The sequence below is a fragment of the Phenylobacterium sp. CCH9-H3 genome (assembly GCF_001557235.1).
Classification (GTDB): Bacteria; Pseudomonadota; Alphaproteobacteria; order Caulobacterales; family Caulobacteraceae; genus Phenylobacterium.
Window position 1 is genome coordinate 1 of sequence record NZ_LSJI01000191.1, and the last position, 4,611, is coordinate 4,611.

At 69.4% G+C, this 4,611-nt stretch carries 7 protein-coding genes; 2 read left to right on the plus strand and 5 right to left on the minus strand.

Going from position 1 to position 4,611, the window contains the following annotated elements:
* Positions 1–7 precede the first annotated feature (7 nt).
* A complete protein-coding gene (gene greA, locus AX721_RS17405) occupies positions 8–481 on the minus strand; it encodes a transcription elongation factor GreA (RefSeq protein ID WP_068877255.1) in 474 nt (157 codons plus the stop codon).
* Positions 482–698: 217 nt separating this feature from the next.
* Between greA and AX721_RS17410 the strand changes: the two genes are divergently transcribed.
* Positions 699–1,334 carry a glutathione S-transferase family protein gene (locus tag AX721_RS17410; protein ID WP_068877256.1) on the plus strand — a complete coding sequence of 212 codons (636 nt, stop codon included), beginning with the start codon at positions 699–701 and terminating at the stop codon, positions 1,332–1,334.
* A gap of 6 nt (positions 1,335–1,340) precedes the next feature.
* On the opposite strand, the gene AX721_RS17415 is transcribed toward AX721_RS17410, so the two are convergent.
* Together AX721_RS17415 and AX721_RS17420 are read right to left on the minus strand one after the other, a co-directional pair.
* On the minus strand, positions 1,341–1,841 hold the full coding sequence (locus AX721_RS17415) for an ATP-binding protein (protein WP_068877257.1): 501 nt from the start codon (positions 1,839–1,841) through the stop codon (positions 1,341–1,343).
* Between the two features lie 9 nt (positions 1,842–1,850).
* On the minus strand, positions 1,851–2,627 hold the full coding sequence (locus AX721_RS17420; protein WP_231733403.1) for an SDR family NAD(P)-dependent oxidoreductase: 777 nt from the start codon (positions 2,625–2,627) through the stop codon (positions 1,851–1,853).
* Between the two features lie 159 nt (positions 2,628–2,786).
* On the opposite strand from AX721_RS17420, the gene AX721_RS17425 reads away from it, so the two are divergent.
* Positions 2,787–3,308, plus strand: a complete 522-nt coding sequence (locus tag AX721_RS17425) for a GNAT family N-acetyltransferase (RefSeq protein WP_068877259.1) — start codon at positions 2,787–2,789, stop codon at positions 3,306–3,308.
* A gap of 4 nt (positions 3,309–3,312) precedes the next feature.
* Here the strand turns inward: AX721_RS17425 and AX721_RS27455 are convergent, their stop codons facing one another.
* Positions 3,313–3,486 (minus strand): hypothetical protein, encoded by a 174-nt coding sequence (locus AX721_RS27455; protein ID WP_156467225.1) that lies wholly within the window; start codon positions 3,484–3,486, stop codon positions 3,313–3,315.
* Between the two features lie 230 nt (positions 3,487–3,716).
* Positions 3,717–4,611: hypothetical protein (locus tag AX721_RS28020; RefSeq protein WP_197422625.1), on the minus strand; the 895-nt coding region annotated here is incomplete at its 5' end.

The window sequence follows — 4,611 nt, forward strand, 5'->3', positions numbered from 1 at the left end:
GCGGGGGTCAGACCCACTCGACCTTGGTGATCTCGTAGGACTTGCCGCCGCCGGGGGTCATGACCTCCACGACGTCGCCCGTCTCCTTGCCGATGATCGCCCGGGCGATCGGCGAGGTGATCGAGACGCGACCGCTCTTCACGTCGGCCTCGTGCTCGCCGACGATCTGGTAGCGCGCCTCCTCCTCGGTGTCCTCGTCGACCACCGAGACGGTGGCGCCGAACTTCACCTGGCTGCCGGACAGCTTGGAGACGTCGATCACCTGGGCCCGCGCCATGCGGTCCTCGATGTCGGCGATCTGGCCTTCGATCCAGCCCTGGCGCTCCTTGGCCGCGTGATACTCGGCGTTCTCGGAGAGATCGCCGTGCGCGCGCGCCTCGGCGATCGCCGCAATCACGGCGGGCCGCTCGATCGTCTTCAAACGCTTCAGTTCTTCGTCCAGGGCCTTGTAGCCCTCGACGGTCATCGGAACTTTTTCCATCGTGACTCGAGGTTCGCCTTGGTGATCCCCACCCCGGCCGCGGGCGAATGCGACCCGGGGGCAAAGAAGCTAGGATTGTGCGCCGCAAAAATCAAGGGTTGGCGGCAGAAGCCGGCCGCCGGCGACGCGCCACGTCGGCCCGAACCAACCCGGACGGACCTTCGCCTCGCCAATCGCGGAGGTTCGCACTACCTGTGCCTGACCTCAGGAGTACGCCATGGCCGCCAAGCGCGGGATCACCCTCTATCACTCGCCGGGCAGCCGGGCGTTCACCGCCTACTGGATGCTGGAGGAGATCGGCGTCGCGTTCGACGTGCAGCCCGTGGATATCCGCAAGGGTGAGCAGAAGTCGGCGGCCTATCTGAAGCTCAACCCCGCGGGCAAGGTGCCGACCCTGACCGACGGCGAGGTGGTGGTGAGCGAGAACCCGGCCATCGCGATCTATCTGGCCGACCGCTACAGCTATGGGACCCTGGCGCCGCGCATCGAGGACAAGGATCGCGGCGCCTATCTGAAGTGGATGGTCTATGCGACGGCCGTGGTGGATCCCGTGGCCTCGCTGCACGCGCAGAAGATCGACCTGCCGGGCTCGGACGTGGGCTTCGGCGCGTTCGACGACATGGTGCAGGCGCTGACGACGACGCTGGCGTCGCGCAAGTGGCTGCTGGGCGACCGGTTCAGCGCCGCCGACGTGGTGCTGGGCGGCACCGTCTCGCGGCTGTTCTACCAGAAGATCCTGCCCGAACATCCGGTGCTGGTGGAATACAACGCCCGCCTGACCCGGCGCGAGGCCTACCACCGGGCGGCCGACGCCACCTGGCCGGCGCACCTCTACCCCACCTTCCAGCACTGAGGCCGGTCAGGCGCTCTCGCTGACGATGGCGCCGGCGAGCTCGTCGGCGTCGGGCGCTTCGAACACGCCCTCGATGAACTCGAAGTGCTCGGGCTTGACCTCGATGGCGAAGTTCTCACCGCGGATGACGTTGCGCTCGGCCACGCGCGCGCGCCGCACCTCGACCGGCGCCGTGACGAAATGGAACTGGAGGGGCAGGCCCGCGCCCTCGGCGATCTCCCGCACGCGGGCGCGGTCGTCCTTGCGCATCAGGCCGATGTCGAGGATCACCGATACGCCCGTCGCCAGCACGCCGGCGGCGACGGACCAGATCTGGGCCTCGCACCGCTGCACGCGCTCGATCATCCACTCGTACTCGATCGGCTGGGGCATGTCGGGCGCAAAGAGCTGCGCCATCCACTCGTCCAGCACGAAGGCCACCGCCTTCTCCCGGCGGGCGAAGGCGTGGGCGTAAACCGTCTTGCCGGCGCCCGAGGGGCCGAAGATCACGTGCAGGGTCCCAGTCATCCGGCGCGTCTAGCGGACGGTGAGGCCGCCGTCGATCACCAGCTCCTGGCCCGTCACGTAGCGGCTCTCGTCCGAGCAGAGCCAGAGCACGCCGTTGGCGATGTCCTCCGGCCAGCCCTTCACGCCCAGGGGCACCGCCATGGCCGACATGGCGTCCAGATCGGGCGGGGCGTTGGCGCCGGGGTTCACCGCCTCGCCGACGGTGGTCCAGATCGGCGTCTCGATCAGGCCGGGATGGACCGAGTTGACCCGGATGCCGTCCCTGGCGTTGGCGCATTCCATGGCCACGGCCTTGGTGAACAGGCGCACGCCGCCCTTGGTGGCGCAGTAGCCGGCGAGGTTGGCCGAACCCTTCAGCCCGGCGACCGAGGAGATGTTGACGATGCTGCCGCCCTCACCCGAGGCGCGCATCAGAGGGATGGAATGCTTGGTGCCCAGGAACACGCCGTCCAGGTTGATGGCCGTCTGCCGGCGCCAGTTGGCCAGCGTCATCTCCAGGATCGACCCGCCGATGCCGATGCCCGCATTGTTCACCAGGAAGTCGAGGCGCCCGTGCCGCGCCTTGATCCCGTCGACGATCTCGGCCCAGGCGTCTTCGTCGGTGACGTCCTGGTGGCGATATTCGGCCTTGCCGCCCGACTTCAGGATGCCGGCGATCACCTCCTCGCCCAGGGCGTCCTGGATGTCGGTGACGACGACGAACGCACCTTCGGCCGCCAGCTTCTCGGCGCAGCCGCGGCCGATGCCGCTGGCCCCGCCGGTGACGAGCGCAACCTTGCCGCTCACTCGACCTGCCATCCGATCCCTCCCCTTATCGTTGATAACCTGAGTGGTAGCGCGCTGGCCGGCGCCCGCCTAGCCCCTTCGCCGCGCGCCATATCCGGGCTATCCGCCTGCGGGGGCGGACGGACGCCCTGGCCGGGGGGATCGGCCGCTGGAGGGATTATGCAGATCGATATCCGACCCTGCGGTCCGCAGGATGCCGGGGCGCTGGCGCTGGTGGGCCAGGCGACGTTCCTGGAGACCTATGCGACCGTCCTGCCGGCGGCCGACATCCTGGCGCACTGCAGCCACGAGCACGGCGAGGCGCGCTACGCCGCCTGGCTGGCGCAGCCGGGCACGTACAGGTTCTGGGCGGCCGGGGTCGCGGGCCTGGGCGCGGCCGTGGGCTACGTCATGCTCTGCCCGCCCGATCTGCCGGTCCCCACCGGGCCGGGGGACCTGGAGATCAAGCGGATCTACCTCCTGTCACGCTTCCAGGGCGGCGGCGTCGGCGCGCGGCTGATGGCCACCGCCATCGACGCCGCGAAGACGCTGGGCGCCCGGCGCGTGCTGCTGGGTGTCTATGGCGAGAACGCGAGCGCCATCGCCTTCTACGCCCGCCAGGGGTTCGCCGAGGCGGGCGTGCGGAAGTTCCAGGTGGGCGCCAACACCTATGACGATCTGGTGCTGGCCAGGGCGGTCTGAGCCCTTACTGCATCCACTTGGGTTCGGTGCTGCCCGTAGTCATGATCCCGTAGATCAGACCGATGGCGAGCAGGACGATCGCGGCGACCATGACGACCCCGATCATGCCTTCGAACTTCTCGGCCAGATGCTTCGGCTTGTGATGACGGACTTCGCCGGTATGCGGCTCGGTATGCATGAGACTTCCTCGCAATCCTGTTTGGTGGAGTTCTTGAGCTCCACGCCAGGCTGCGGCAGACGCCAGAGGCGTCCCCCGGAAGTTCGCCGGGCCCCGCCTGCGAGAAGCGGAGACCAAGTGGGCCGCCGGGGCGCGCCCTTGCCGCCTGTCTCAGTCAGGCGATGAGGAGAGTCTGCGCCTCGAATCCGGAGCGGTCAATCCGCAAGCAATGGTGGTGATCCGGCTGCATCCTAGGATTGCGACGCACGCGCAAGCGCCGCGGCATAGATGTCGGGACCCATGACCCAGTCGTTCACCGCCCCGACGATCGGCCGGCCGGCGCAGGTTCCCTGCACGAAGCTGCCGTTCCAGCGGCGGTCGTAGACCGGGATCTCATAGCGGACCAGGGCGGTGAGCCGCCCGGGCAGGGCCGATCCATCCTTCAGCTTCCACGAGGCCGTCCGCTCGTCGCCGGGCCGGTCGAGCACCATGTCGGCCAGCGCCGTCTCGACGCCGTCGATCTGCCAGCCGCCGCTCGCGCCCCGGGCGTGGAGCAGGGCGGTGCAGTTCATGGCGTCGCCGGCCAGGAAGCCGTAGCAGAACGGCGCGTCGAAGCGGGCGGCCTCCTGGCGCTGCTCGTGGTACTTGGCCAGGCCCTCGTGGACGAAACGGCGCCCGCCGATCTCCACCTCGGCGCTGCACCAGCCATAGACCTCCTCGCGCCCCTCCAGCACCTGGCTGCCAAGGGGGCTGACCGCAAGGAACTGGCCGCTGAACCGGCCGGGGACGCCGCCAGGACCGTGCGGGGCGGTGCGGCTTTCGTGGAAGCTGAGCTCGGCGGCCAGGCGGACGGCCGGCAATTGACCGCCGCGGCGCACGCGGACCAGCTCCGCCGCCATGGGGGTCGCGCGGTACTGGGCGAGCTGGGCGCCGGCGAGGCGCTCGCCGCCGCAGGGCAGATCGTGGCGGGTGAAGGCGTAGAGGCGGCCCTCGTGGAAGAGGTGGCACCAGAGCCAGGTCTGACCCTCCACGGGGAAACGGCAGAACCGCAGGGTGAGCGCGCTGAGACCGTCCGGCGACACCGACATGACCATGGCGGACTCGGAATAGGCCCTGGACCCCCGCACGAGCAGATCGGGCGGGGGC

What these genes read in the sequence shown, in the direction of transcription:
- greA (WP_068877255.1), bottom strand. Translation starts at nt 481, where the DNA reads ATGGAAAAAGTTCCGATGACCGTCGAGGGCTACAAGGCCCTGGACGAA.
- AX721_RS17410 (WP_068877256.1), top strand. Translation starts at nt 699, where the DNA reads ATGGCCGCCAAGCGCGGGATCACCCTCTATCACTCGCCGGGCAGCCGG.
- AX721_RS17415 (WP_068877257.1), bottom strand. Translation starts at nt 1,841, where the DNA reads ATGACTGGGACCCTGCACGTGATCTTCGGCCCCTCGGGCGCCGGCAAG.
- AX721_RS17425 (WP_068877259.1), top strand. Translation starts at nt 2,787, where the DNA reads ATGCAGATCGATATCCGACCCTGCGGTCCGCAGGATGCCGGGGCGCTG.
- AX721_RS27455 (WP_156467225.1), bottom strand. Translation starts at nt 3,486, where the DNA reads ATGCATACCGAGCCGCATACCGGCGAAGTCCGTCATCACAAGCCGAAG.